The following is a 26872-nucleotide window of genomic DNA, read 5'->3' as shown; positions in this document are numbered from 1 at the left end:
ATCGGCAACATCACTCGCGTGGAGTGTGTTGTTTGGTTCCGACCGTACGTCGAGAACCACAAAGTGGACGCAAGCTCCGCAAGAAGGAGTGTTATCAAGTCATCGGCTTATTAGTACCAGTCAGCTGCACGTGTTGCCACGCTTCCACATCTGGCCTATCAACCCAGTCGTCTGGCTGGGAGCCTCTCACCCCGAAGGGTATGGAAGTCTCATCTTGAGGCCGGCTTCCCGCTTAGATGCTTTCAGCGGTTATCCATCCCGAACGTAGCTAACCAGCGGTGCTCCTGGCGGAACAACTGGCACACCAGAGGTTCGTCCAACCCGGTCCTCTCGTACTAGGGTCAGATCCTCTCAAACTTCCTACGCGCGCAGCGGATAGGGACCGAACTGTCTCACGACGTTCTAAACCCAGCTCGCGTACCGCTTTAATGGGCGAACAGCCCAACCCTTGGGACCTACTCCAGCCCCAGGATGCGACGAGCCGACATCGAGGTGCCAAACCATGCCGTCGATATGGACTCTTGGGCAAGATCAGCCTGTTATCCCCGAGGTACCTTTTATCCGTTGAGCGACAGCGCTTCCACAAGCCACTGCCGGATCACTAGTCCCGACTTTCGTCCCTGCTCGACCTGTCAGTCTCACAGTCAAGCTCCCTTGTGCACTTACACTCGCCACCTGATTGCCAACCAGGTTGAGGGAACCTTTGGGCGCCTCCGTTACTTTTTGGGAGGCAACCGCCCCAGTTAAACTACCCACCAGGCACTGTCCCTGAACCGGATCACGGTTCGAAGTTAGATATCCAATATGACCAGAGTGGTATTTCAACAATGACTCCACCGTAACTGGCGTCACGGTTTCACAGTCTCCCACCTATCCTACACAAGCCACACCGAACACCAATACCAAGCTGTAGTAAAGGTCACGGGGTCTTTCCGTCCTGCTGCGCGTAACGAGCATCTTTACTCGTAATGCAATTTCGCCGAGTTCGCGGTTGAGACAGTTGGGAAGTCGTTACGCCATTCGTGCAGGTCGGAACTTACCCGACAAGGAATTTCGCTACCTTAGGATGGTTATAGTTACCACCGCCGTTTACTGGGGCTTAAATTCTCAGCTTCGCCTTGCGGCTAACCGGTCCTCTTAACCTTCCAGCACCGGGCAGGCGTCAGTCCGTATACATCGACTTGCGTCTTCGCACGGACCTGTGTTTTTAGTAAACAGTCGCTACCCACTAGTCTCTGCGGCCACCACACCCTTTTCGGAGTAAATCCGTATAAGCGGGTGGCCCCCCTTCTCCCGAAGTTACGGGGGCATTTTGCCGAGTTCCTTAACCACGATTCTCTCGATCTCCTTGGTATTCTCTACCTGACCACCTGAGTCGGTTTGGGGTACGGGCGGCTTGAACCTCGCGTCGATGCTTTTCTTGGCAGCATAGGATCACCCACTTTTCATTCGCATCGTGTCTCAGCCTGTATGAGTCACGGATTTGCCTATGACTCGGCCTACGCACTTGCACCAGGACAACCATCGCCTGGCTGGGCTACCTTCCTGCGTCACACCTGTTAATACGCTAGCCGCACCAGCATAGGGTCGTGTGCTCCACCACCCGGTGAACCCCGAAGGGTCCGATGGATGGCTTTGGACACTTAGCATTACTGGATTGACTGGGGCGGTTCTTCGCCGGTACGGGAATATCAACCCGTTGTCCATCGACTACGCCTGTCGGCCTCGCCTTAGGTCCCGACTTACCCAGGGAAGATTAGCTTGACCCTGGAACCCTTGGTCTTCCGGAGGACGTGTTTCTCACACGTCTTTCGCTACTCATGCCTGCATTCTCACTCGTGTGGCGTCCACGGCTGGTTCACACCGCCGCTTCACTCGCCACACGACGCTCTCCTACCCATCAACACGGCTGGACCACGAAGGCCTACCAAAAATGTTAATGCCACAACTTCGGTGGCGTGCTTGAGCCCCGTTACATTGTCGGCGCGGAATCACTTGACCAGTGAGCTATTACGCACTCTTTCAAGGGTGGCTGCTTCTAAGCCAACCTCCTGGTTGTCTAAGCAACTCCACATCCTTTTCCACTTAGCACGCGCTTTGGGACCTTAGATGGTGGTCTGGGTTGTTTCCCTCTCGACTATGAAGCTTATCCCCCACAGTCTCACTGCTGCGCTCTCACTTACCGGCATTCGGAGTTTGGCTGACGTCAGTAACCTGGTGAGGCCCATCGGCCATCCAGTAGCTCTACCTCCGGCAAGAAACACGCAACGCTGCACCTAAATGCATTTCGGAGAGAACCAGCTATCACGAAGTTTGATTGGCCTTTCACCCCTATCCACAGCTCATCCCCTCAGTTTTCAACCTAAGTGGGTTCGGTCCTCCACACGCTCTTACACGTGCTTCAACCTGGCCATGGATAGATCACTTCGCTTCGGGTCTAGAACATGCGACTAAAAACGCCCTATTCAGACTCGCTTTCGCTACGGCTACCCCACACGGGTTAACCTCGCCACATATCACTAACTCGCAGGCTCATTCTTCAAAAGGCACGCTGTCACCCCTACTAAGGAGGCTCCAACGGTTTGTAAGCAAACGGTTTCAGGTACTATTTCACTCCCCTCCCGGGGTACTTTTCACCTTTCCCTCACGGTACTTGTCCGCTATCGGTCATCTGGGAGTATTTAGGCTTATCAGGTGGTCCTGACAGATTCACACGGGATTTCTCGGGCCCCGTGCTACTTGGGATACTCTTCACGCTGCACACAACATTTCGACTACGGGGCTGGCACCCACTATGGCCCGCCTTTCAAGACGGTTCGTCTATATCGTCACATCACGTTCACCACTCGGCAGAATGATACGAAAAGTCCCGCAACCCCGGGCATGCAACGCCTGCCGGCTATAACACACACCCGGTTTAGCCTCATCCGCTTTCGCTCGCCACTACTCACGGAATCACTGTTGTTTTCTCTTCCTGTGGGTACTGAGATGTTTCACTTCCCCACGTTCCCTCTACCCGCCCTATATATTCAGGCGGGAGTCACCAGGTCGCACAAACGCCTGGCGGGGTTTCCCCATTCGGACACCCTCGGATCAAAACTCGCTTATCAGTTCCCCGAGGCTTATCGCAGATTGCTACGTCCTTCTTCGGCTCCAGATGCCAAGGCATCCACCGTTTGCTCTTAAAGACTTGAAATCACATGAGATGAACCAGATCCAGGAAAAGATCCGGTTCGGTTTTCTTTAAGATGCTCGCGTCCACTGTGTAGTTCTCAAAGTACGGGCGGTCCCCCACCCCCACTGCCATACGGCAACAGAAGTAAGGGCCACAAGGAAACAGAACGACCCACTCCCCGAAAGAAGAGGCCGGCCCGGTCCCTCAGGACCCAACAGCGTGCAGGCACCCCACCCTCAGACCAAGCGTTCCCACAGCAAGCTGCGTACTAACTCAAATCCTCAGATCGAATGCCATGTCAAATGTTCCACCCATGAGCTCCGGTCACACACATTCGGCGTGAATCCGGCTCTGTCAGAACCGAAGTCCTGCAGTGCTCCTTAGAAAGGAGGTGATCCAGCCGCACCTTCCGGTACGGCTACCTTGTTACGACTTAGTCCTAATTACCGATCCCACCTTCGACAGCTCCCTCCCACAAGGGGTTAGGCCACCGGCTTCAGGTGTTACCGACTTTCATGACTTGACGGGCGGTGTGTACAAGACCCGGGAACGTATTCACCGCAGCGTTGCTGATCTGCGATTACTAGCGACTCCGACTTCATGAGGTCGAGTTGCAGACCTCAATCCGAACTGGGACCGGCTTTTTGGGATTCGCTCCACCTTACGGTATCGCAGCCCATTGTACCGGCCATTGTAGCATGCGTGAAGCCCAAGACATAAGGGGCATGATGATTTGACGTCATCCCCACCTTCCTCCGAGTTGACCCCGGCAGTATCCCATGAGTTCCCACCATTACGTGCTGGCAACATAGAACGAGGGTTGCGCTCGTTGCGGGACTTAACCCAACATCTCACGACACGAGCTGACGACAACCATGCACCACCTGTTCACGAGTGTCCAAAGAGTTGACCATTTCTGGCCCGTTCTCGTGTATGTCAAGCCTTGGTAAGGTTCTTCGCGTTGCATCGAATTAATCCGCATGCTCCGCCGCTTGTGCGGGTCCCCGTCAATTCCTTTGAGTTTTAGCCTTGCGGCCGTACTCCCCAGGCGGGGAACTTAATGCGTTAGCTGCGTCACGGAATCCGTGGAAAGGACCCCACAACTAGTTCCCAACGTTTACGGGGTGGACTACCAGGGTATCTAAGCCTGTTTGCTCCCCACCCTTTCGCTCCTCAGCGTCAGTTACGGCCCAGAGATCTGCCTTCGCCATCGGTGTTCCTCCTGATATCTGCGCATTCCACCGCTACACCAGGAATTCCAATCTCCCCTACCGCACTCTAGTCTGCCCGTACCCACTGCAAGCCCGAGGTTGAGCCTCGGAATTTCACAGCAGACGCGACAGACCGCCTACGAGCTCTTTACGCCCAATAATTCCGGATAACGCTTGCACCCTACGTATTACCGCGGCTGCTGGCACGTAGTTAGCCGGTGCTTTTTCTGCAGGTACCGTCACTTTCGCTTCTTCCCTGCTAAAAGAGGTTTACAACCCGAAGGCCGTCATCCCTCACGCGGCGTTGCTGCATCAGGCTTCCGCCCATTGTGCAATATTCCCCACTGCTGCCTCCCGTAGGAGTCTGGGCCGTGTCTCAGTCCCAGTGTGGCCGGTCACCCTCTCAGGCCGGCTACCCGTCGACGCCTTGGTGAGCCATTACCTCACCAACAAGCTGATAGGCCGCGAGCCCATCCCCAACCGAAAAATCTTTCCACCCGCACACCATGCGGTGACGGGACATATCCAGTATTAGACGCCGTTTCCAGCGCTTATCCCAGAGTCAGGGGCAGGTTGCTCACGTGTTACTCACCCGTTCGCCACTAATCCACCCAGCAAGCTGGGCTTCATCGTTCGACTTGCATGTGTTAAGCACGCCGCCAGCGTTCATCCTGAGCCAGGATCAAACTCTCCGTAAAAAAGAAATGCATACACAACCGGGAAAACGGTCACGCAGCGAGTTTGAAACTGACCAAAAGAGACGAACATCATTGCTGACATTCATATAAATTGATCCAAAGGAATTCTCAACCAACCCCCACAAGGGTTGGACGAGGATAATTTGGCATTTGACAAGTGCACGCTGTTGAGTTCTCAAGGATCGGACGCACCCGCACACCCACCCCATCAGGGCAAGAAGCGCAGGGCAACTTCACAATCGTATATCTCCCCGACCAGGCCGTCAAATCCGACACGCCGTAACGATCAAGGTGAAGACATCCACCGCCCCTCACGAGGCAGCCGCTCCAGCCTATCCCATCCGACGAGCATGTCAAATCGACAACACCCGAACCGGGAACCACACTCCCCGGGCCTAACAGCCCCTCCGAACCAGCAAATGGACCGGAGTGAAGGTGGGTGGTTCGCTACTTGGAGGGGAGCCAGGCCCTTCAGGCCTTCCGCTCAACCGCTTGGGGCGAACAAGTAATAATTTACGCCGATCCCACTCAACCGGCAAATCACCACCCACCCCCGGGCGTGTCGCACCGAGAACCGGCCACCGGATCGCCCGTGTTCGTGCGGCTCTCCGGGCGTAGTGTCGGCCTATGCAGCACATGGCACCCCGGCATCCCGTGCCGTTGTCCTCCCGCCTGGCGGCGGGCGAGCTCGCGTAGCGGAGCGTCTGCGCCGTGGGCGCGGCGCTCTCCCCCGATGACATCGCGCCGCCCGACCCCGACCGGATCGCGGGCGCCTATCGCAGCGACCGGCACCTGCTCGTCGACGGCGAGGCGCCCGACGTCTGGTCGTCTCTGTCGCGGTTCTGGCGCACGGGCGATGGCTGGGTTCGCACCCACGGCAACTATCCGCATCACGCATCCGCGCTCCGCGCAGGCCTCGGGCTGCCGCTGGACGCCTCGTCCGGCGACGTCTCCACCAGGCTGGCGGCCATGTCGGCCGGCGAGGCCCGCGAAGACATCACCGGGGCGGGCGGACTGTGCGTGGTCGTGCACCGCGAGGATCCGCAGCGTGACGCGATGCTTCGAGAGCATCCGCTCGTGCAGACGCGTCGGCTGGCGGACTCCCCCGTGCGTCCACTGCCGTCGGACTCGACGACCGCTCCACTGGCGGGCGTGCGCGTGCTCGACCTCACCCGCGTGATCGCCGGTCCCGTGGCCACCCGCATGCTCGCCTTCGCGGGAGCGGACGTGCTGCGTCTCGATCCGCCGCACCTCCCCGAACCCGAGTGGCAGCACTTCGACACCGGACACGGCAAGCGCTCCGCGCTGCTCGACGTGGCGCTGGAGGCATCCCGCCTCCACCGGCTGCTCGCCGAGGCCGACGTGGTCGTGCTCGGCTACCGGCCGACGGCTATGCGGCGGCTCGGGCTGTCACCCGAGCTGCTCGCCGAACGGCATCCGCACCTCGTCATCGCCCAGCTGAGCGCGTGGCCGGGAGCGGACTCACCGCGCGGCTTCGACAGCCTGGTGCAGGCCGAATCCGGCATCTCGTGGCTCGAATCGGCCGACGGATCCGCACCCGGCGCCCTGCCCGCGCAGGTGCTGGACCATTCCGCCGGCTATCTGCTCGCCGCCGCGATCGTCGATGCCCTGCATGGGCGCGCACGCAGCGGCGGCGGCTGGTACGTGCGCACCTCTCTGCGGAGAGTGGCGGCGGAGCTGCTCGGGATGCCGCGCGGCGAGCATCCGGTGGTACCGGCGCCCCGCGCGGTGCTCACTCAGGAGTTCGATGTGGCAGGCCGCGTCGTCACCACCGTCGCTCCTGCGGTGCGCTGGCCAGGGTCGCCGGAGTGGTTCGCGCCACCTCGTCCGTGGGGCGGGGACCCCGCCGAATGGTGACGATCAGGGCGCACAGCCCGAGTGTCAGCGCTCCCCACAGGCCGGATGCTGCAGGCAGGGTGCGGTAGGCCAGCTGCTGCATCGTGACGTCGGGTCCGGATGCCGCCGACCCGAGCACCCACGCGACGCCCAGCAGGGCGGGCAGCGCCAGCATCCACAGCCATCTCAGCCAGCCGGGGGTGCGGTGCGTCAGCGGTCGCGCCGGGCGGTGCCGCAGCCACCGCAACGCGAACCCGGCGATCACCAGCAGCCCGATGACGCTCGAGCCGTGCTGCAGCCACTTGTATCCCGGCAGCGGTCCCCACATCTGCTGCAGCGCGGGGAGTACCTCGACACCCCAGCGCCCGTCGTGGGTGAACAGGTCCCAGCCGATGTGCGAGAGCACTCCGAGCACGAGTGACACCGCGAGCAGCCACGGCCCGCTTCGTCCCCCGCGCCCGCGGAGGGCATCCCGCGCTGTCGCTGCGCCGGAGAGCGCCCAGTCCGCCGGCAGGCGTCGCGCGAGGGCGGCCGGCGCGAGGGCGACGAGCCCCGGCCGCAGCACCACCCGCCAGATCAGCAGCAGCGCGAGCGCGATGAGCGCCGTGTACACGACGTTCGCCGCCGAGTGCGTGAACAGGTACCCCGGGCCAAGGCCGCGCGTGAACAGCGGCAGGTCAGGTGTCATCGCCCCGATCGCGAGGGCGGCCGGCACCAGCCGTGTGCGCAGCAGCGGCAGCGCCACGACGGCGTGACTGGGCGTGAACGGCATGCGGTCTCCGGGTGGGGCGTGGCTCAGACGTCAGGCGACTGCTCGCGCGCGTCCGCGCCGTCGGTCTCGGCGCCGACCACGGCGAGGGGCATCGTGCGGGTGTCGATGAACGGGTTCTCGTCCTGCCCCGCCACGAGCTCCTCCGCCTCCGCCACGCTCTCGACCGTCGGCACCGAACCCAGCAGCGGCCGCTGCGCGGTCTCGCGCATGCTCAGCAGCGCGATGCCGCCCAGCGCCGCGAAGAACATGATGTAGAACGCGGGCATGTACACGTTCCCGGTCAGCTCGATCAGCGCCTGACTGAACAGCGGCGTCGTGCCGCCGAACAGCGACACGGCGAGGTTGTACGCGATGGCCATCGCGCCGAATCGCGACGCCGTCGGGAAGAGCGCCGGCAGCGCAGAAGCCGAGATCGCCACATAGAACGCCACCGGGATGGCGACCATGGCGAGCGCGATCATGACGGCCCACTCCTCGCCGATCTGCATGACCGCGAACGCCGGCACCATGAGCAGGATCGTCGACCCGACGGCGATGCCGTACACCGGCCGTCGGCCGATGCGGTCGGACAGTCGCCCGATCAACGGCAGGCACGCGCTCATCACGACGAGCACCGGCACGGTGGCGAGCGCGGCCATGAGGTTCGACACGCCCACTTCCTTCTCGAGGTACGTCGGCATGTAGCTGGTGAGGGCGTACCCGGCGGTGTTCGTCGCCGACACGAGGGCGACGCCGATGAGGATCTGACGCCAGTAGTGGCGGAAGATGCCCGCGATCCCCTGGCGCGCCAACGGGTCGTCGGCGTCGGTGCGGGTGAGCCCGGCGCTCTCCTCCGCTTCGTAGGCAGGGGTCTCGGGAATGCGCAGCCGGAACCAGATCGCGACCGCACCGAGCGGGATGGCGATGAGGAACGGAATGCGCCAGCCGTACTCGGTCATGGCGTCCGGGCCGGACAGGCTCTCGGTGATCCACGTGGTCACCGCCACCGCGCTGGCACCGGCCGCGAAGCCGACGTACGAGCCGACGTCGAGGAACGACGACCAGTAACCGCGGCTGCGGTCGGGCGAGAACTCCGAGACGTAGGTGGTCGCACCGGCGTACTCGCCACCCGTGGAGAAGCCCTGCACCATCTTCAGCAGGTAGAGCGGGATGATCGCCCACAGGCCGATCTGCGCTGAGGTGGGCAGCACGCCGATGAGGCCGGTCGCGACCGCCATCATCGCCATCGTGAGGAACAGGACGCGCTGACGACCGATGCGATCGCCCAGCGGACCCAGCACGATCCCACCCAGCGGGCGCACGAGGAACGAGATGGCGAAGCCGAGCAGCGTGATCAGCAGCCCCCACGAGCCCGGCAGATCGCCGGTGAAGACGACGGCGAGCGTGACGGCCAGATAGCCGTAGACCCCGAAGTCGAACCACTCCATGAAGTTGCCGACGACGGTGCCCGAGATCGCCGTTCTCAGACGGCTCTTGCGGACGACCAGGACGTCATCGACCTGCAGCCGGCGCGTGGCGCGGCGCGGGACGGTACGGCGGACATGTGCTTCCTTGGGCAAGGGGACCAGCTCCTCGAGTGCTTGCGGACAGCGTCAGCTGTCCGATGCTACTGCACCCCCGGGCCGCGAAGCTGGGCCGCCGCGCAGAGCGGCCTCACTCCACGAAGACGCCCGCCAGGGTCTTCTTGCCGCGGCGCAGCACCGAGACACCGCCGGGCAGTGTGCCCTGGACGGTGGTCTCGTCGTCGGCGACCTTCGCACCGTCGAGCGAGACACCACCCTGGGCGATGGCGCGCCGAGCTTCGGATGCGCTGGTCACCAGACCCGTCGCGACGAGCGCCTCGACCACCGGCGTGCCGGCGGGCATCGTCGCATTCGGCAGCTCGTCCAGCGCCGTGCGCAGGGTCGCCGGATCGAGTCCACTCAGGTCGCCCTGACCGAACAGCGCCTCCGACGCCGCGATCACCGCGGCCGTCGCCTCGATGCCGTGCACGGTGGCGCACACCTCGAGCGCGAGACGCTTCTGCGCCGCGCGGCGGAACGGCTCGCTCTCGACGAGAGCCGCGTACTCCTCGATCTCGGCTCGGGTCAGGAATGTGAACACCTTGAGCCGCTCGATCACGTCCGCGTCGGCGGTGCTGAGCCAGAACTGGTACATCCGGTACGGGCTGCACATGTCGGCGTCGAGCCAGACCGCGTTGCCCTCGCTCTTGCCGAACTTGGTGCCGTCGCTGTTGGTGATGAGCGGAGTGCCGATCGCATGCGCCGAGGCCCCCTCGACACGGTGGATGAGATCGGTGCCGCTGGTGAGGTTGCCCCACTGGTCGCTGCCGCCCGTCTGCAGCACGCAGTCGTACGAGCGGAACAGCTCCAGGAAGTCCATGCCCTGCAGGATCTGGTAGCTGAACTCGGTGTAGCTGATGCCGGCATCCGAGTTCAGACGGGCTGCCACCGCGTCCTTCTTCAGCATCGTGCCGACACGGTAGTGCTTGCCGATCTCGCGCAGGAAGTCGATGGCGCTCATCGGCGCCGTCCAGTCGAGGTTGTTCACGATGCGGGCGGCGTTCTCGCCCTCGAAGCTGAGGAAGCGCTCGACCTGCGTACGCAGGCGCTGCACCCACTCCTGGACCGTCTCGGGCGTGTTCAGCGTGCGCTCCGCGGTCGGGCGAGGATCCCCGATCAGGCCGGTCGATCCGCCGACGAGGCCGAGCGGCCTGTGACCGGCGAGCTGGATGCGGCGCAGGGTGAGCAGCTGCACGAGGTTGCCGAGATGCAGGCTGGGCGCGGTCGGGTCGAATCCGCAGTAATAGGTGATCGGGTCCCCGGCGAGAAGGGCGCGCAGCGCCTCCTGATCGGTGGACACGTGGACGAGGCCGCGCCACAGCAGCTCGTCCCACACGTTCTCGAACGTGGGATCGAGCGCCACGGAGGCGGTCGTCAGAGCGGGATTCGACACGCGTTCCAGATTATCAGCGCGGGACACGCGCTCCCGACCCGTCGGGCTGTCGGATGCCCGTGCGATGCTGTCGGGATGTCGCCGGTCGATCCGCTCACCTCCGCCGTGCTCTCCGCGATCATCGGGATCGTGCTGCTCGTCGTGCTGGTGCTCTCCCTGCTCGGCGTGCGCAGGCCGTCGACGCCGCCGATGGTGCTGTGCGCGGTTCTGCTCGTGACTGCGGTGACGATCGCCATCGTCGTCCGCCCGATCGCGATGCCCGCCATCGGCGTGCCGATGACGGTGATCGGCATCGGCGCCGCGACGCTCGGAGGCAATCCGTTCACCCGTCGTGCGCTGGACATCGCCACGGGCAAGCGCGTGCGGGAGACGGAGGACGGCGGCATCCTCATCGTCGCCGCCCAGCACGCCGATCCCGCGCACGTGCGCACGCTCATGCGCGGGGGCACGGTGATCGGCTACCTCGAGCGGATCTGCACGGTGCTTGCCATCGCCGTCGGGTTCCCCGAGGCGATCGCGGCGATCATCGCCGTGAAGGGCATCGGTCGATTCCCCGAGCTGGCCGAGGCCGAGGCGCGGGAGCGCTTCATCATCGGCACGCTCGCCAGCCTGCTCTGGGCGGGAGCGATCGGGCTGATCGTGCGCCTCAGCCTGGGCTGATCCTGCGCCTCAGCCTGGTGTGATCAGGGCTGCCCCGTCAGTCGACGTCGAGCAGCCGGAACCCCTCGACCACAGCCGCGGCCCCCGCGGCCGTCAGCGCCTGCGACACGGCTGACTGCGTGATGCCCTCCTGCTCGGCGAGCTCACGCTGGGTGAGACCGAGGCATCGACCGTAGGTGAGGCGACGCAGGCGCTCTCGCATCCCGCCGACGAGTTCGTCGCGTGCGAGCAGGTAGGCGTTGGCCCACCGCACCTGCTCACGCGGCATCTGCGCGCTCTCGTGCACGACGATCCAGCTGCGGGCCTCGGGGGCGGCACGCTTCTGCAGCGTCTGCACGTGCTCGATGGCGCTGCGGGCGGCCCACCATCCCGGCCCCTCCGGAATGCCGTCCCTGGACGCGGCGGAGGGGATGCGCCCCACATCGCCGACGCCGATCCCGAAGCGGAACTCCACACCGTCCGGCAGCGCGAGACGGATCAGCAGCAGAGAGGCCAGTGCGCCGTCCAGCGTGGGATACACCCCCTGCTGCTCGTCGCCGACCGTGGGCCGAAGCGGCTGCGCAGCCACAGGGAGATCGCGCTGCACGCGAGCGATCGCCGCGTCGAAGTGCTGCTGCGCGACGGCGCGGTCGTCGAGCTGCCGGGAGCCGATGATGTCGGCCGTGACTGCGATCACCATGCCATAAGGTTATCACTGATGTCTCGCGATAATAAGCGAATCACTCATGTCTGGTGGATATCAGGCGAAGCCCCCGAGTATCAGAGACCGAGGGCGTGCGCCGCGGCCTGCGCACGGGCCACAAGCTCGGCCCGCTGCTCGGCGACGCGCTCCGGGGCCGTGCCGCCGACACCCGACCGCGATGCCACGGAACCCTCGATCGAGAGCACGTCGCGCACCTCGGCGGTCAGGTGCTCCGACACCGAGCGCAGCAGCTCGTCATCCGCATCCTCGAGACCGATGCTCCGCTCCTCGCAGGCACGCACCAGCGCACCCGAGATCTCGTGGGCGTCGCGGAACGGCACCCGGCGCTTGACCAGCCACTCCGCGACGTCCGTCGCGAGCGAGAAGCCCTGTGGCGCGAGCTGCGCCATCCGCTCGGTGTCGAAGCGCAGCGTGGCGATCATGCCGGCGAACGCGGGCAGCACCACTTCGAGCGTCTGCACCGAGTCGAAGACGGGCTCCTTGTCCTCCTGCAGGTCGCGGTTGTATGCCAGAGGCAGGCCCTTGAGCGTGGCGAGCAGCCCGGACAGGTTGCCGATCAGCCTGCCCGACTTGCCGCGGGCGAGCTCGGCGATGTCGGGATTCTTCTTCTGCGGCATGATGCTCGACCCGGTCGAGTAGGCATCGTCGAGCGTGACGAAGCCGAACTCCCGTGTGTTCCAGAGGATGATCTCCTCACTCAGACGCGACAGGTCGATGCCGGTCATCGCCGCGATGAACGCGAACTCCGCCACCACATCGCGAGCCGAGGTGCCGTCGAGCGAATTCTCGGCCGGGCGGTCCAACCGGAGCTCGCGCGCCACGAGCGCGGGGTCGAGCCCCAGGGTGGAGCCGGCGAGCGCTCCCCCGCCGTACGGCGAGGCGCCGGCGCGACGCCGCCAGTCGACGAGGCGCTCGAGCTCGCGCACGAGCGGCCAGGCGTGCGCCTGGAGATGGTGGGCGAGCAGCACCGGCTGCGCGTGCTGCAGGTGCGTGCGCCCCGGCAGGATGGCGCCGGGGTGGGCTTCGGCCTGGGCGACCAGCGCGTCGATCACGCGCAGCAGGTGCTTCGCGATGATCCGCGCGTGGTCGATGAGGTACATCCGCACGAGCGTCGCGATCTGGTCGTTGCGGCTGCGACCGGCGCGCAGCCGGCCGCCCACATCGGCACCGACCTCGGCGATGAGCGCCTTCTCGAGCGCACCGTGCACGTCCTCGTCACCCGGGTCGGGCAGCAGCGTGCCGTCTGCGATGCGTGCGGCGAGGGCGTCGAGCCCCTCGTGCATGATGCGGGCCTCATCGGCTTCGAGGTACCCCGCCGCCTCCAGCGCCGTGGCGTGCGCGTGCGATCCCGCGATGTCGTACGGGGCGAGGATCCAGTCGAAATGCGTCGACCGGCTCAGCTCGGCCAGCTCCGGCGAGGGCCCCCCGGCGAAGCGCGCACCCCAGAGTGCGCCCTCGTTCGTGCCGTGGCCGCTCACGCTGCCGCCTCCTGCTTGCCGAGCAGCCACACCAGCAGCGCCTTCTGCGCGTGCAGACGGTTCTCCGCCTCATCCCAGACGACGCTCTGCGGGCCGTCGATGACCTCGGAGTCGACCTCGTAGCCGCGGTCGGCGGGCAGGCAGTGGATGAAGATGGCATCCGATGCCGCCTGCGACATGACACCGGTGGTGACCTTGTACCCGCCGAGATCGCGCAGCCGCTCGATCTTCTCCTCCTCCTTGCCCATCGACACCCAGGTGTCGGTGACGACCACGTCGGCGCCGACGGCGGCCTCGCGCGGGTCGGAGATCAGCGTGATCGAGCCGCCGGTCTGCGCCGCACGCGACTGCGCGGCGGCGACCACATCAGGGCGTGGCGCGTAGGCCTCGGGAGAGGCGATGCGCACGTGCATCCCGGCGGTCACTCCGGCCAGCGCGTACGAATGCGCCATGTTGCTGCGGCCGTCGCCGAAGAACGACAGGGTGAGCCCCTTCAGGTCGCCCTTGTGCTCGCGGATCGTGAGCAGGTCGGCCAGCAGCTGGCAGGGGTGGAAGTCGTCGGACAGCGCGTTGACGACGGGAACCCGGGTGCCGCGCGCCATCTCCTCCAGGCCAGACTGCGCGTAGGTGCGCCACACGATGGCCGCAACCTGACGCTCGAGCACGCGTGCCGTGTCGGAGGGTGTCTCCTTGCCGCCGAGCTGGCTGTTCGCCGTCGAGATGATCAGCGGTGATCCGCCGAGATCGGCTATCCCGACCGCGAACGAGACACGGGTGCGCGTGGAGGACTTGTCGAAGATCACCGCGACGGTCTGGGGACCTGCGAGCGCCTTGTTCGCCCAGCGGTCCTTCTTGAGCTCGAGCGCGAGATCGAGGATCTCCGCCTGCTCGGCGGGGGTGAGGTCGTCGTCGCGCAGCAGGTGACGGGTCATGCGGAAGCCTCCGTGAGGGTCGTTGCGTTCTGTGCCTGGAGCGTCTCGGCGACGGCGGCGAGCGCGGCGCTGAACCGCGAGACGAACTCGTCGACCTCCTCGTCGCCGATCGTGTACGCCGGGGCGATGCGGATGACATCCGCCGTGGGCGCGTTGACGATGAGTCCGCGCTCGTGCGCGGCCGCGCGGACGTCGGCGGCGGCCGGTGCGGTGAGGTGGATGCCGATGAGCAGTCCCGCGCCCGACGTCGCGTCGACGAGCGGCAGCGAGGTCACGGCATCGCGCAGCTGTGCTCCGCGCGCGGTGACGTTCTCGAGCAGATGCGCGCTCTCGATGTGCCCGAGCACGGCGTTGGCTACGGCGCTCGCGAGCGGGTTGCCGCCGAAGGTCGAGTTGTGGGTTCCGGGGTAGAACAGGTCGCTCGCCGCTCCGAAGGTGATGAGGGCGCCGAGCGGGAAGCCGGCTCCGATGCTCTTGGCCACGGTCACGGCATCCGGGGTGATGCCCTCCCGCTGGAATGCGAACCACTCCCCCGTGCGTCCGGACCCGGTCTGCACCTCGTCGAGGATCAGCAGCGCGTCGTTCTCGGTGGCGAGTTCCCTGGCACGGGCGAGGAACCCGGCCGGCAGCTCGACGACCCCCGCCTCGCCCTGGATGGGCTCGACGATCATCGCGGCCACCGCGTGCGACGCGAATGCCGCCTCGAGGCTCTCGACGGAGCGCTCGACGGTCACCACGTCGGGGACCGCGGGCTGGAAGGGGTCGCGGTATGCGGCCTTCGGCGTCAGCGACAGCGTGCCCATCGTGCGGCCGTGGAAGGCCCCCTCGACGACGAGGATCGTCGTGCGGGCGCTGGCCTCGGTCTCGGCGAAACGCGCACCGTGCAGGCGGGACAGCTTGATGGCGGTCTCGTTCGCCTCGGCGCCGGAGTTGGCCAGGTACACGCGGCCCTGCTCACCGGTGCCGGCCAGGCGCTTCAGTCGCGCGGCGATCTCGAGCTGGGCGGGGGATGCGAAGTAGTTCGACACATGCGACAGCGTGGCGGCCTGACGTGAGACGGCGTCGACGAAGACCGGGTGCGCGTGCCCGAGGCAGTTCACCGCGATGCCGCCGAGGAAGTCGAGGTAGCGGTTCTCGTCGGCATCCCACACCCACGAGCCCTCACCCCGGGTCAGCAGGGCCAGCCGCCCGCCCAGGCTCATCAGATCGCGCGCGGCGTCGTCGCTCCAGTCAGACATCCTTGACCACCTCCGTGCCGATTCCCTTGCTCGTGAACAGCTCGACCAGCACCGAGTGCGGCACCCGTCCGTCGATGATGGCCGCGGCATCGACGCCGCCCTCGACGGCGTCGAGGCATGCCCGCATCTTCGGGATCATCCCCGACTCGAGCGTGGGGAGCAGCTCGACCAGCGAGCTGGATGTGAGGTGCGAGACGAGGGAGTCGCGGTTCGGCCAGTCGGCGTACAGGCCGGGCACGTCGGTGAGGATCACGAGCTTGCGGGCGCCGAGCGCGACGGCGAGCGCGGCTGCCGCGGCATCCGCGTTCACGTTCAGCGACTGGCCGGGGTGGTCGAGGTCGGGGGCGATCGAGGAGACCACCGGGATGCGCCCGGCGGCGAGGTGATCCAGCACGGGCGTCGGGTCGACCTCGACGACGTCGCCGACCCGGCCGAGGTCGACCTCTTCGCCGTCGATCACGACGCCACGTCGACGGCCGCCGAACAGGCCGGCGTCCTCACCGCTGAGACCGGTCGCGATGGGCCCGTGCGAGTTGATCTTCGCGACGAGCTGCGGGTTGACCTGCCCCGTGAGCACCATGCGCACCACGCTGATCGCCTCGGTGTTGGTCACCCGGTAACCGCCCTTGAACTCGCTCGGGATGGCGAGTCGATCGAGCATGTTCGAGATCTGCGGGCCGCCGCCGTGCACGACGACCGGCTGCACGCCGACGTAGCGCAGGTATGCGATGTCCTGCGCGAACGCCTCCTGCAGCTCGTCGGAGACCATCGCATTGCCGCCGTACTTGACGACGACGATCTGATCGCGGAACTTCCTCAGCCACGGCAGGGATTCGATGAGTGTCGCTGCCTTGACGGCGGCCTCTTCCGGCGGGGTGTCCTGGATGTCTGTCATGAGGCGTAGGCGCTGTTCTCGTGCACGTAGTCGTGGGTCAGGTCGTTGGTGAGGATGGTCGCGGTCGCGTCGCCCATCTTCAGGTCGATCTCGATGCGCACCTCGCGCGGCGTCAGGTCGACCTCCTCGCGCGGGCGGTCGGGGCCTCCCGCGGTGCACACGCGCACCCCGTTCATCGAGACGTCGACGTCGTACGGGTCGAACTGGGCGGAGGTGGTGCCGATCGCGGCGAGCACGCGGCCCCAGTTCGGGTCGTTGCCGAAGATCGCGGCCTTGAAGAGGTTGTTGCGTGCGACCGATCGGCCGACCTCGACGGCCTCGGTCTCGGTGACGGCGTTCTTCACCTCGATGGCGATGCTGTGGCTCGCGCCTTCGGCGTCGGCCTGCAACTGCTCGGCGAGGTCGCGGCACAGCTCGGTGAGCGCGGCGGCGAAGTCGTCCAGGTCGGGGCGGATGCCGCTGGCGGCGTTGGCGAGCAGGGTGACCTGGTCGTTGGTCGACATGCATCCGTCGGAGTCGAGCCGGTCGAAGCTGACGGCGGTCGCCCTGCGCAGCGCCGCGTCGGCCTGGGATGCCTCGAGGTCGGCGTCGGTGGTGATCACGACGAGCATGGTCGCCAGCCCCGGGGCGAGCATGCCCGCGCCCTTGGCCATGCCGCCGATCGTCCAGCCGTCGCGGGTGACCGTTGCGGTCTTCGGCACGCTGTCGGTCGTCATGATGGCCGCCGCCGCATCGTCGCCGCCGTCGACACGAAGGGAGGCGATGCCGCGTTCGACGCCGTCGAGCACCTTGCCGCGGAACACCTCGTCGCCGGTGCCGATGAGCCCGGTCGAGCACACCAGGACATCACCCGCGCTGACGTCGAGCAGCTCGGCCGCCTTCTCCGCGGTGAGGTGGGTGGTCTGGAAGCCGAAGGCACCGGTGAAGCAGTTGGCGCCGCCGGAGTTGAGCACGACCGCCTCGACCACGCGATCGGCGATGACCTGCTGCGACCAGATGATCGGGTTGGCCTTGGCGCGGTTGGTGGTGAAGACAGCCGCTCCGATCTTGCGCGGGCCGCGGTTGACGACGACGGCGACGTCGGGCTTGCCTGTGCTCTTCAGGCCTGCGGCGACTCCGGATGCTTCGAAACCCTGGGGTGCGGTGACACTCACGGCGCGACTCCGTTCACGGTGAGGGCGCGACCTTCGGGCAGGCCGAGCGCGATGTTCATGGACTGCACGGCGGCGCCCGCCGTACCCTTGACGAGATTGTCGACCGCGGTGACGACGGTCACCCGGTTCGCGGCGCGGTCGACAGCGAGACCCATCAGCGCGGTGTTCGCGCCGAGCACGTCGGCCGTGCGGGGGAAATGACCTTCAGGAAGCAGCTGCACGAACGTCTCGTCTGCGTACGCGCTCTGCCACGCGTCGCGGATCTGGGCGTCGGTCGCGCCGGCGGCGATCGGAGCGGTCGAGGTGGCGAGGATGCCCCTGGCCATCGGGACGATGACGGGGGTGAACGAGATGCGGATGTCGTCGGGCGCGTGGGATGATGCCGCGGCCAGAGCCTGGCGGATCTCGGGGATGTGCCGGTGCGTGCCGCCCACCGCGTACGGGTTCGCGGTGCCGAGGATCTCGCTGCCGAGAAGGGTGGTCTTCAGGCTCTTGCCGGCGCCGGAGGGGCCGACGGCGAGCACGCTGACGATGTCGGACGGGTCGATCACGCCGGCCGCGACGCCGGGCACGAGGCTCAGGCCCACGGTGGAGGCGTTGCAGCCGGGGGCGGCGATCCGGGTCGCCCCCTGCAGGTTCTCGCGCTGCTTGCCGGCGGTGGTGAGCAGTTCCGGTACGCCGTAGACCCACGGCTCGTGGAATGCCCCGCCGTAGAAGGCGTCCCACGCGTCCCGCGAGGTGAGGCGGTGGTCCGCCCCGGCATCGATGATGAGCGGCGCGTCGGCCAGCGCGTCGGTGTACTGCCCCGACTGGCCGTGCGGAAGCGCCAGGAAGACCACGTCGTGCCCCGCGAGGATCTCGGGGGTGGTGTCCTGCAGGGTCAGGTGCGCGAGGGAGCGCAGATGCGGCTGGTGCTCGATGAGCGGCTGACCGGCGTTCGAGTGCGCGGTGACGGTGCGGATCTCGATGTCGGGGTGGGCGGCGAGGAGCCGCAGGATCTCGCCTCCCGCATAGCCGGATGCGCCGGAGACGGCGACGGAGTACGTCATGCTTCTACCTTAACGGTCGGTGCTCGGTCGACCCCGAGGATGACGCGGGATGCGAGCGATGGGCGGGCCGGGCGGCGACACCGGCGTCCTCCGATCTGGTCCCTGCGCGTGGCGGAGGGCGGGGGCGCGGGGTCGCCTAGAGTCGGCGGCCGCTGCGACGTCGGCGCACGGCAGCGACGCTGAATACGAGCGTCTGCGAGGGCTGTGGCACCGAGGGCATGCGGCGACAGTAGCGCCGAGGGCGCGGGATCCGCAAATCCACACGCTCGGCGCTGCTGTCTCAGCGAAGGTCGAAGAAGGCCCGTTCGTGCTCGGACGCGACGACGAAGGCGCGGTGCATGTCCCGTCTGAGCCGATCGTCTGCTCTCGCCGCCGCCGCGGTCGCGAAGCCGATGGCGCGCTCGTTCGCCGCGGCGAAATCCGGGTCGGCGTACGTCTCGAGCCACGACGCATAGGGATGCTGCGGATCCCGCGTCTGCGCTCCGAACTCCCCCGCGCGCAGCCGCATGCCGAGGTCGGTGTACAGCCAGAAGCAGGGCAGCACGGCGGCGACCAGCGTCTCGTACGCACCCGCGAACGCCGTCGCGCGCAGGTGATCGAGGTAGGCCGTCGTGACCGCGCTCGGTTCGGCGTCGAACGTCTCCGCACTGACGCCCGTCGCCGGCGTCAGCCATGAGGCGTGCAGCTCGAGCTCGCCCACGATGCAGCCCCGGGCGGATTCCGCCCAGAACGCCTGCTCGACCGGCGTCGGCGCCAGACGCGCGGCCTCCGCGAGCACGCGTGCGTACTCCCGCAGGTACAGGGCGTCCTGCGCGAGGTAGGCCAGGAACCGCTCGCGATCGAGCGATCCGTCGGCCAGCGCGCGGATGAACGGCAGCCCGTCGATGTCGCGTCGGATTCCGGCGACGCTGCGCCACCACTCATCCCGGATCTCCTCGGCGGATGGACGTGTGGCCAGACCGCCACGGTGCCACAGCCCGGCGAAGTGACTGACCGGCCCGTGTCCGCGCCCGACGTCCAGGGCGTGGGCCGCGCGCAGGGATTCCCGCAGCCAGGCGCGGGACGCGCGCACGGCATCCGGCCACTCCCGCCCGCCAGCCCGGAGCGTGGCGATCGCCGACGAGAGCGAGCAGCCGGTGCCGTGCGTGCTGGTCGTGTCGATGCGCGGGCCGTCGAATGCGGCCACGACTCCGTCCGCATCGACGAGGGCGTCCGGGACGGTCGGACCGTCGAGGTGACCGCCTTTCGCGAGCACGAGTGCTCCCGTCTGGGCCGACAGCCGCTGCGCGGCGCCCAGCGCGTCGTCCCAGTCGCTGATGCCCCGTCCCACCAGCACCGCGAGCTCGTCCAGATTCGGGGTGATCACGTCTGCGAGCCCGGTGAGCTCGCGCAGCGCAGCCTCCGCCGGCGCGTCGAGCAGGCGGTCCCCGCTGGTGGCGACCATCACGGGGTCGAGCACCACCGTCGGCGGGCGGTGCGCCCGCAGCCAGTCGGCGACCGTGCGGATGATCTCGGCGTCTGCCAGCATCCCGATCTTCACCGCGTCGATCACGATGTCGTCGGCGAGGGCGTCCAGCTGCGCCCGCAGGAACTCCGCCGGTGGCACGTGCACGCCGTGCACGCCGCGGGTGTTCTGGGCGGTCAGGGCGGTCACGGCGGCCATCCCGTATCCGCCGTGCGCGGCGATCGACTTGAGGTCGGCCTGGATCCCCGCGCCGCCGGAGGGATCGCTGCCGGCGATGCTGAGCACGCGCGGGACGGTGCGCCCTGTCCACCGACGCCGGAGTTCGCGCGCCGCGCGACGGGCGTCGGGCGCGGCGCAGACGGCGGAGACGACGGCGACCCCTGCCGCCCCCGCCTGGCGCAGCGCGGCGACGTCGTCGGTCCGGATGCCGCCGATCGCCACGACCGGCACCGGGCTCTCGGCGGCGAGCGCGGCAAATCCGTCGAGGCCGAGAGCAGGCGGGTGGTCCGGCTTGGTGCTGGTGGGTCGGATCACTCCGATGCCGACATAGTCGACGGTCGCGGCGGGCAGCGCGCGCACGGCGGCGAGGTGAGCGGACGTGTTCGCGGTGAGTCCGATCAGCGCGTCGGGTCCGAGCAGACGCCGCGCCTCGGCGACCGGCATGTCCGATTGCCCGACATGCGCTCCGTCGACTCGCGCTCCCCGCCGTCGCGCCTCGAGAGCCGCGTCGATCCGGTCGTCGACGACGAGCGCCGCGCGGCCGTCGATCACGTCGCTGAGGGCGATGAGCTGCTCGATCACCGACGCGTCCGAGGCGCTCTTGTCTCGCAGCTGCACCACGCTCACGCCCCCGGCGACGGCCTCGCGGACCGTGTCGACGACACCGCGTTCGCCGCACAGGGCGGAGTCGGTCACCAGATGGATAGACAGGTCACGGGTCATCTCGCGACCTCCTCGACGGGCGCATCGTGCTGCTCGACCCGCGCCTCGGCGGCGATGTCGGTCGGGTCGATTCCGGCGAGGGCATCGAGCAGGCCGACCGCGAAGCTGCCGGGCCCGTCGGCGACGCGAGCCGCGTGCTCGGCTGCCAGGGTGTAGACGAGCGTGGCCGCCGCGACCGCCTCCAGGGCGTCCGCGTCGGTGTCACGCGCAGCGCCGAGGAAGGCGGCCATGAGCGCCCCGAGGGCGCAGCCGCCGCCGGTCACGCGGGTGAGCAGTGCATCCCCGTTCGCGACCCGGATGACGCGCGTGCCGTCGGTGAGGAGATCGACCGGCCCGGAGACGGCGACCACGGCGCCGAAGCGGGTGGCGAGGGAACGAGCCGCATCCAGCGCGGCGTCCGGGTCATCCAGCGCGTCCACCCCTCGCCCGCCCGAGCCGCTGCCGGCCAGCGCGAGGATCTCACTGGCGTTGCCGCGCACGGCCGTCGGCCGCAGCCGCACCAGCTCGCCGGCGAGGGCGGTGCGCACGGGGAGGGCGCCGACCGCGACCGGGTCGAGGACCCACGGCGTGCCCGCGTCGTTCGCTCCGGCGACGGCTTCACGACTGGCCGCCCGCTGCTCCGGCGTCGGGGTGCCGAGGTTGATCAGCAGACCCGAGGCCAGCCGGGCGAACATGCCGGCCTCTCCGACGATGTCCACCATCGCGGGCGACGCGCCCGCGGCGAGGAGCACGTTCGCGGTGAAGCCCGTGACGACGGTGTTCGTGATGCAGTGCGTGAGCGGCGGTATCTGCCGCACACGGGTGAGAAGCTCGGCGGAGACCGCCGGGATACGGACGGATGGACGCAGCGGATCGCACATGGGCGACATCCCTTCGCTAGTACGAACTAGATCAGGTTCGACGGGTGTGATCTCAGCCGCGGATGCGGCACCCCGTGTCACTGCCCGCGAGTCTAGCGAGGACACCGACCGGGGCGGCCGGAATGACGCTCCGTGTCAGGGCGACATGTCAGGGCGACTCAGCTGGGCGACGTCAGCTGGGCGAGGAGAGCGAGCTCGTCCGCGCGACTCAGGCCCGCGCGGCGCGCACGGTCCAGACCCCTGGTGCGCTCGTCGTCGAGAACCGCGCGGATCGTCTCGTCGAGCGGGCGGTGCACCCCTCCGGCCGCCCGGTAGGCGGAACTGTCACGGCGCATGAAGCCGGGCATGTCGGCGGGCAGCCAGAGAGGAAGCGACCTCTCCCCCATCCAGTACTGCACGCCGTGCCCCTCCAGCCACTCGTCGCTCGCCTCCCGCAGCTCCCCGGTGTGTCCCGCCCCGGCACGGATGCGGCTGAGCAGCTCGGCGAGCGGATGCACGTCTCCGATGGCGTTCATGACCCCTTGCCCGAGCTCACCGACGACGACGTCAGCCAGGTCGTCGACGTCGACCACCTGCACGGAGCGGTCGGCCGATTCGGGCACCAGCACGGGCTCGCTCCCCGCCCGGGCGAAAGCCGCCGGCCAGTACCCGAAGCGGTCGCTCGGGTCGCCCGCGCCGACGATGAGTCCAGGGCGCACGATCAGCGCGTTCTCGACCAGCGCCGTCACGGCGTCTTCCGCAGCGACCTTCTGCGCACCGTAGTCGTACGCGTCGCCGCGCTGGGCCGGCGCGTGACGCAGACCCGACTCGTCGAGCACGTCCGTCACGTCGTCCGCGTACACCGACAGGGACGACACGTACGTCCAGTGATCGGCGCGGTCGCCGAGCGCGGCGAGCGCCGCGGTGACGTGATCGGCGCGCGAGGAGACGTCGACCACCTCGATCCAGTGCTGCTCGGCGAGCGGGTCGTAGACACCGGGGTCGTCCCGATCGCCGCGGCACAGCACGGTGCCGTCCGGCGCGGGGCGCTCGCCCCGCGCCAGACAGGTCACCTCCGCACCGGCATCCCGCCACCGCTGTGCGATCCGCCCCGAGAGCCATCCTGTTCCGCCGAGCACGAGCACCTGATCCATCCGGCCATGACAGCACCGGTGCACGAAGAGGGGAAGGGATTCCGCTCAGAGCAGACGACGACGCCCCCGGAGCCGGTCGGCTCCGGGGGCGTCGTGCGGTCAGTCGCGGATGGTCGCCCCGAAGCGCTCCGCGGCGACGGCCACGCCGGCGAGCTTCGCCTCGGTCGCCTCGGCCGCGGTCAGGGTGCGATCGGATGCCCGGAAGCGCAGGGCGAAGCTCAGGCTCTTCTGCCCCTCCCCGAGGCCCTCGCCGCGGTAGTCGTCGACGAGCCGCGCCGACTCCAGCAGATCGCCTGCGCCCTCCACGAGCGCCGTGCGCACCTCTGACGCCGGCACCTCGACGCCGACGACCAGCGAGACGTCCTGCGTCGCGGCGGGGAACGTCGACAGCGACTCGGCCACGACCCGGTGCCCGGCGAGCGTCAGCACGCGATCGAGGTCGAGCTCGAGCACGTACGCGCGACCGGGGAGATCGGCATCCGCCGAGACCTGCGGGTGCAGCTCGCCGACGTACCCGACCTGCTCGCCCGACACGCTCAATGCCCCCGCGCGACCCGGATGCAGTGCCGCGCGCTGTGTCTGCTCGACGTCGATCTCCACACCCGCGGCCACCGCGATGACGCGGACCGCATCGAGCGCATCGGAGAGATCGACGTGCTCGGCCGCACGCCCCGGCTGCCGAGGGGTGATGTTGCCCGTCAGCAGCGCCGAGACGAGGCGCGGCTGCGGCGGGATCGACGCGTTGAGCTCGGCGAGCGTCTCGTCGGACGGACGCTGGCCCAGCGGCGGGACGACGTCGGTGCCGTACGCGACGCCGTCTTCCGGCGCGAACACCGAGCCGACCTCGAACAGCGCCAGGTCGACCAGCCCGCGCGAGATGTTGCGGTGCGCGGTCTGCAGGAGGCCGGGCACGAGCGAGCGGCGCAGGAACGGCGCCTGACCGTCGAGAGCGTTGGCCAGACGGATGCTGGGCAGGTGCGCGCCGCTCGCCGAGCCGTGCAGATCGTTGTGCTGCTCGGTGGTGAACGGGAACGACGGAGTCTCGACGAAGCCCGCCGCGGCGAGCGCATCCGCCACGCGCGTGCGCCCGATCTGCAGCGCGGTGTATCCGCGCCCGGACGGCGGGGTCGGCAGGATCGAGGGGATGCGGTCGAGCCCGTGGATCCGCGCGACCTCCTCGACCAGGGTCCACTTGTCGGTCAGGTCGCGTCGCCAGCTCGGCGGGATGACGAACCACCCCTGTGCCGGGGCTCCCGAGCCTGTCGCAGGGGTCACCTCGGCGCCGATCATCTCGAGCGCGCTGACGATCTCCTCATCCGTGTAGTCGACCCCCACGACACCCTGCGTGAAGCCGCGGGGCAGGTCGATGCCCGCGATCTCGACCTCGGCGTAGAGGGCGCCGCCCTCATCGGTCAGCGTTCCGCCGGCGAGCTCGACCATCAGATCGGCCACGCGGCGAGCGGCGACGAACGGGATCAGCGGGTCCACTCCGCGCTCGAAGCGCTTGGATGCCTCGCTGGGGAGCTTGTGGCGCCGGGCGGTGCGGGCGATCGTGACGGGGTCGAAGGTCGCCGCCTCGATGAGCACGTTGCGGGTCTCATCGCTCATCTCGGTCGTGCCGCCGCCCATGACACCGGCGAGACCGATGGGTCCGGAGCCGTCCGTGATCAGCAGATCCTCGACGTGCAGGGCGCGGTCCTGGCTGTCGAGCGTGGTCATCCGCTCGCCCTCGACCGCGCGACGCACGACGATGCCGCCCTGCAGTCTGTCGAGGTCGTACCCGTGGATCGGGTTGCCGAGCTCGAGCATCACGTAGTTGGTGATGTCGATCAGCACGCCGAGCGAGCGCATTCCGGCCAGGCTCAGCCGAGCGATCATCCAGGGCGGGGTGGGGCGCGACGGATCGACGTCCCGCACGACGCGCACGACGAACTCGCTCGCGCCCACCGCACCGCGGATGGGCGAGGAGTCGTCGACGCGGATGTCGAAGCCGGATCCTGGCTGCAGGTCCGAGAAGTCCCGCTCGGCGGGGTCGCGGAACTCTCCGCCGGTGGCGTGCGCGTACTCGCGCGCGAGTCCCCGCAGCGAGAACGCGTATCCCCGGTCGGGGGTGACGTTCACGTCGACGGCGAAGTCGTCGAGGTGCAGCAGGGCGATGGCATCCGAGCCGACCTCCGGGTCGAGCCCGAGGGTGGCGAGCACGATGATGCCGTCGTGCTCGTCACCGAGACCCAGCTCGCGCGCCGAGGCGATCATGCCGTCGGAGACGTGGCCGTAGGTCTTGCGGGCCGAGATCGGGAACGGCCCTGGCAGGACGGCCCCCGGCAGGCTCACCACGACCTTGTCGCCGACCACGAAGTTGTGAGCGCCGCACACGATACCGCGCACGCCGCCGTTCTCGACGCCGACATCGACCTGGCACCAGTTGATCGTCTTGCCGTTCTTCTGCGGCTCGGGCTCGATCGACAGCACCCGGCCCACGACCACGGGGCCGGAGATCTCGAAGCGGTGGACGTCCTCCTCTTCGAAACCGACGGACACGAACGACGCCAGCACGTCCTCGGCCGTGGCATCCGGTGCCACATCGACGTACTCGCGCAGCCATGAGATCGGAACGCGCATCACACCACCATCCCGAACTGCTCGCTGAAGCGCACATCGCCCTCTGCCATGTCGCGCATGTCCTTCACATCGCTGCGGAACATCAGGGCGCGCTCGACGCCGATGCCGAAGGCGAATCCGCTGTACACCTCGGGGTCGATGCCCGCCGCGCGCAGCACGTTCGGGTTGACCATGCCGCAGCCGCCCCACTCGATCCAGCGTGCGCCGCCGGCGAAGGTCGGGTGCCACAGGTCGAACTCGGCTGAGGGCTCGGTGAACGGGAAGTAGTTGGTGCGCAGACGCGTCTTCGCCTCAGCCCCGAACAGCTGCTGGGCGAGGTGATCGAGGGTGCCCTTCAGGTGCGCCATCGTGATGCCCTTGTCGACGACGAGACCCTCGACCTGGGTGAACACCGGCAGGTGGGTGGCGTCGAACTCGTCGGTGCGGTACACGCGTCCCGGGCAGAGCACGTAGATCGGCAGCTCGCGGTCGAGCATGGAGCGCACCTGCACGGGGCTGGTGTGCGTGCGCATCACGAGGTGACGCGAGGTCGGATCGACGTAGAAGGTGTCCTGCTCCTGGCGGGCGGGGTGATCCTCGTCGAAGTTGAGCGCGTCGAAGTTGAACCACTCGTGCTCGAGCTCAGGCCCCTCCGCGACCTCCCACCCCATGCCGACGAAGATGTCGCTGATCTGCTCCTGCATGAGGGGCAGCGGGTGTCGAGCGCCGACGCGGGAGCGCGACGCGACGGCGGTGATGTCGACGCGCTCGGCCTCGAGTCGCGCGGCCGTCTCGGCCTCGGCGAGCTCGGTCTCCTTGGCCGCGAGCGCCTGGGTCACGCGACCCCTGCCCTGACCGATCAGCTTGCCGAACGCGGCCTTGTGCTCCGGGGCGACCTGACGCATCGCCGCATTCAGCGCGGCCAGCGGGGAGCCCTCGGCGACGTGCGCAGCACGTGCCGCCTTCAGCTGCGCCGTGTCGGCTGCGGCGCCGATCGCGGCGAGCGCGGCGTCGACGGCGACCTCCACCGCCTCTGGGGTGATCTGGGGTGTTTCGGGCGAGTCTGACACGAGAGAAGAGTCTACCGGCGCCCC

Annotated in this window: 17 protein-coding genes, 2 rRNA genes and 1 riboswitch; of the genes, 2 read left to right on the top strand and 17 right to left on the bottom strand. The window is 67.7% G+C overall.

All coding sequences use genetic code 11. The annotated features are described in order from the left end of the window. Window positions 1–90 precede the first annotated feature (90 nt). Together BFN01_RS09020 and BFN01_RS09015 are read right to left on the bottom strand one after the other, a co-directional pair. Window positions 91–3196, bottom strand: a 23S ribosomal RNA gene (locus BFN01_RS09020). 363 nt (window positions 3197–3559) lie between these two features. After that, window positions 3560–5084 (bottom strand): 16S ribosomal RNA (locus tag BFN01_RS09015). The 16S and 23S rRNA genes sit together here, the layout of an rRNA operon. 711 nt (window positions 5085–5795) lie before the next feature. Between BFN01_RS09015 and BFN01_RS09010 the strand changes: the two genes are divergently transcribed. Then, a complete protein-coding gene (locus BFN01_RS09010; protein WP_256221096.1) occupies window positions 5796–6962 on the top strand; it encodes a CoA transferase in 1167 nt (388 codons plus the stop codon). Here BFN01_RS09010 and BFN01_RS09005 read toward each other — a convergent pair. From BFN01_RS09005 to tyrS, 3 genes are all read right to left on the bottom strand, one after another. Beyond that, complete coding sequence (locus BFN01_RS09005) at window positions 6871–7713, bottom strand: DUF4184 family protein (RefSeq protein ID WP_071643639.1); 843 nt, start codon at window positions 7711–7713, stop codon at window positions 6871–6873. The two genes, BFN01_RS09010 and BFN01_RS09005, sit on opposite strands and share 92 nt — an antisense overlap. A gap of 23 nt (window positions 7714–7736) precedes the next feature. After that, entirely contained in the window at window positions 7737–9272 is a 1536-nt protein-coding gene (locus BFN01_RS09000) for an MFS transporter (RefSeq protein ID WP_256221095.1), read from the bottom strand. Window positions 9273–9366: 94 nt separating this feature from the next. After that, a complete protein-coding gene (gene tyrS, locus BFN01_RS08995; RefSeq protein ID WP_177243840.1) occupies window positions 9367–10668 on the bottom strand; it encodes a tyrosine--tRNA ligase in 1302 nt (433 codons plus the stop codon). Window positions 10669–10743: 75 nt separating this feature from the next. On the opposite strand from tyrS, the gene BFN01_RS08990 reads away from it, so the two are divergent. Then, window positions 10744–11328, top strand: a complete 585-nt coding sequence (locus BFN01_RS08990) for a hypothetical protein (protein ID WP_071643638.1) — start codon at window positions 10744–10746, stop codon at window positions 11326–11328. Between the two features lie 37 nt (window positions 11329–11365). Here BFN01_RS08990 and BFN01_RS08985 read toward each other — a convergent pair whose 3' ends face one another. The 12 genes from BFN01_RS08985 to pheS all read right to left on the bottom strand — a co-directional run bounded on the left by BFN01_RS08985 (window position 11366) and on the right by pheS (window position 26848). After that, window positions 11366–12007: a SatD family protein gene (locus BFN01_RS08985; RefSeq protein ID WP_071643637.1), complete on the bottom strand. Its 642-nt coding sequence runs from the start codon at window positions 12005–12007 to the stop codon at window positions 11366–11368. 80 nt (window positions 12008–12087) lie between these two features. Further along, window positions 12088–13509, bottom strand: coding sequence for an argininosuccinate lyase (argH, locus tag BFN01_RS08980; protein ID WP_071643636.1), 1422 nt, complete (start codon window positions 13507–13509; stop codon window positions 12088–12090). Then, entirely contained in the window at window positions 13506–14441 is a 936-nt protein-coding gene (argF, locus tag BFN01_RS08975; RefSeq protein ID WP_071643635.1) for an ornithine carbamoyltransferase, read from the bottom strand. The genes argH and argF overlap by 4 nt, the downstream gene beginning before the upstream one ends. Next, window positions 14438–15679 carry an acetylornithine transaminase gene (locus BFN01_RS08970; RefSeq protein ID WP_071643634.1) on the bottom strand — a complete coding sequence of 414 codons (1242 nt, stop codon included), beginning with the start codon at window positions 15677–15679 and terminating at the stop codon, window positions 14438–14440. Before BFN01_RS08970 ends, argF begins: the two co-directional genes overlap by 4 nt. Continuing rightward, window positions 15672–16574, bottom strand: coding sequence for an acetylglutamate kinase (argB, locus tag BFN01_RS08965; RefSeq protein WP_071643633.1), 903 nt, complete (start codon window positions 16572–16574; stop codon window positions 15672–15674). The genes BFN01_RS08970 and argB overlap by 8 nt, the downstream gene beginning before the upstream one ends. Next, window positions 16571–17728 carry a bifunctional glutamate N-acetyltransferase/amino-acid acetyltransferase ArgJ gene (argJ, locus tag BFN01_RS08960; protein WP_071643632.1) on the bottom strand — a complete coding sequence of 386 codons (1158 nt, stop codon included), beginning with the start codon at window positions 17726–17728 and terminating at the stop codon, window positions 16571–16573. Before argJ ends, argB begins: the two co-directional genes overlap by 4 nt. Then, the gene (argC, locus tag BFN01_RS08955; protein WP_071643631.1) at window positions 17725–18777 is read right to left on the bottom strand and encodes an N-acetyl-gamma-glutamyl-phosphate reductase; all 1053 of its coding nucleotides are present in this window, start codon (window positions 18775–18777) and stop codon (window positions 17725–17727) included. The genes argJ and argC overlap by 4 nt, the downstream gene beginning before the upstream one ends. A 280-nt stretch (window positions 18778–19057) precedes the next feature. Beyond that, a complete protein-coding gene (locus BFN01_RS08950) occupies window positions 19058–21184 on the bottom strand; it encodes a bifunctional hydroxymethylpyrimidine kinase/phosphomethylpyrimidine kinase (protein WP_071643630.1) in 2127 nt (708 codons plus the stop codon). Then, entirely contained in the window at window positions 21181–22044 is an 864-nt protein-coding gene (gene thiM, locus BFN01_RS08945; RefSeq protein ID WP_071643629.1) for a hydroxyethylthiazole kinase, read from the bottom strand. The genes BFN01_RS08950 and thiM overlap by 4 nt, the downstream gene beginning before the upstream one ends. After that, a riboswitch (TPP riboswitch) is annotated at window positions 22036–22129 on the bottom strand. (Overlaps the previous gene by 9 nt.) A gap of 73 nt (window positions 22130–22202) precedes the next feature. Beyond that, window positions 22203–23177, bottom strand: coding sequence for an NAD-dependent epimerase/dehydratase family protein (locus BFN01_RS08940; RefSeq protein ID WP_071643628.1), 975 nt, complete (start codon window positions 23175–23177; stop codon window positions 22203–22205). Between the two features lie 99 nt (window positions 23178–23276). After that, window positions 23277–25799, bottom strand: a complete 2523-nt coding sequence (gene pheT / locus BFN01_RS08935; protein ID WP_071643641.1) for a phenylalanine--tRNA ligase subunit beta — start codon at window positions 25797–25799, stop codon at window positions 23277–23279. Then, window positions 25799–26848 (bottom strand): phenylalanine--tRNA ligase subunit alpha, encoded by a 1050-nt coding sequence (pheS, locus tag BFN01_RS08930; RefSeq protein WP_071643627.1) that lies wholly within the window; start codon window positions 26846–26848, stop codon window positions 25799–25801. The genes pheT and pheS overlap by 1 nt, the downstream gene beginning before the upstream one ends. Window positions 26849–26872: the final 24 nt, after the last annotated feature.

Origin of the sequence: Microbacterium sp. AR7-10 (genome assembly GCF_001878835.1) — a bacterium.
GTDB classification, from domain to species: domain Bacteria; phylum Actinomycetota; class Actinomycetes; order Actinomycetales; family Microbacteriaceae; genus Microbacterium; species Microbacterium commune.
This window is presented reverse-complemented; position numbering and strand designations above follow the sequence as displayed.

Coding starts and splice junctions, on each gene's coding strand:
- pheT (WP_071643641.1), bottom strand. CDS start 25,799: ATGCGCGTTCCGATCTCATGGCTGCGCGAGTACGTCGATGTGGCACCG.
- argC (WP_071643631.1), bottom strand. CDS start 18,777: ATGACGTACTCCGTCGCCGTCTCCGGCGCATCCGGCTATGCGGGAGGC.
- BFN01_RS08950 (WP_071643630.1), bottom strand. CDS start 21,184: ATGACCCGTGACCTGTCTATCCATCTGGTGACCGACTCCGCCCTGTGC.
- BFN01_RS09005 (WP_071643639.1), bottom strand. CDS start 7,713: ATGCCGTTCACGCCCAGTCACGCCGTCGTGGCGCTGCCGCTGCTGCGC.
- BFN01_RS08990 (WP_071643638.1), top strand. CDS start 10,744: ATGTCGCCGGTCGATCCGCTCACCTCCGCCGTGCTCTCCGCGATCATC.
- BFN01_RS08970 (WP_071643634.1), bottom strand. CDS start 15,679: ATGTCTGACTGGAGCGACGACGCCGCGCGCGATCTGATGAGCCTGGGC.
- argF (WP_071643635.1), bottom strand. CDS start 14,441: ATGACCCGTCACCTGCTGCGCGACGACGACCTCACCCCCGCCGAGCAG.
- BFN01_RS08940 (WP_071643628.1), bottom strand. CDS start 23,177: ATGGATCAGGTGCTCGTGCTCGGCGGAACAGGATGGCTCTCGGGGCGG.
- argB (WP_071643633.1), bottom strand. CDS start 16,574: ATGACAGACATCCAGGACACCCCGCCGGAAGAGGCCGCCGTCAAGGCA.
- thiM (WP_071643629.1), bottom strand. CDS start 22,044: ATGTGCGATCCGCTGCGTCCATCCGTCCGTATCCCGGCGGTCTCCGCC.
- BFN01_RS08985 (WP_071643637.1), bottom strand. CDS start 12,007: ATGGTGATCGCAGTCACGGCCGACATCATCGGCTCCCGGCAGCTCGAC.